Origin of the sequence: Halobacillus sp. BBL2006 (genome assembly GCF_000786645.1) — a bacterium.
Taxonomy (GTDB): domain Bacteria; phylum Bacillota; class Bacilli; order Bacillales; family Halobacillaceae; genus Halobacillus.
In genome coordinates, this window is record NZ_JRNX01000891.1 from 1 (window position 1) to 685 (window position 685).

Annotated in this window: 1 protein-coding gene; it reads right to left on the bottom strand. The window is 40.4% G+C overall.

The window, feature by feature from the left end; translation table 11 throughout:
- Nucleotides 1-54 precede the first annotated feature (54 nt).
- The coding region (locus tag LD39_RS20855) for a 3D domain-containing protein (protein WP_035553358.1) at nt 55-685 on the bottom strand (631 nt) is incomplete at its 5' end.

Below are 685 nucleotides of genomic sequence, written 5' to 3' on the forward strand. Positions count from 1 at the left end.
ACAAAAGAATAAAAAAAGGCGATACCCTTAGGATATCGCCTACTTCCCTTAAAATTATTCATATACAGTTACTTCTACTTGTTTACGACCGAAATCAAGAGCATCGGATTGATTAGGAATAAATACATCAATACGGTTACCATTGATCGCGCCGCCGATATCTCCTGCGATCGCTTTACCATATCCTTCTACATAAACTTCAGAACCTAGCGGGATGACATCAGGATCGACTGCAATTACTTTACGATCAGGGTTCGCTTTCAGGTCAATCCCTGTATAAGTCGTACCTGAGCAGCCTTCGCAATTCGCTGTATAAGCTGTCGCTTCAACCGATAGAGTTTTAGCTACGTTATCATCAGAAGACTGATCTTGGTTGGATGTTTGCTCTACATCTTCTTTTTCTTCATTTTCATTTGATGAATTGGAAGTATGCTCTCCTGCTACGGCCTGACCTTGAACAGAAAGTTCTTGTCCAGGGTGGATCAAGCTAGAATCTAAACCGTTCCATGCTTTCAATTCTTTCACGCTAGCGCCTTGTTCTTGTCCAATGCCCCAAAGTGTATCACCGGACTTAACGGTGTAGGTATCTCCACTTGTGCTAGCGGAAGATTCTTGTTGTTCATTAATGTTTAATGTTTGATTCGGGAAAATTAGATTTGATGATAGATTGTTTTCTTGTTTTATT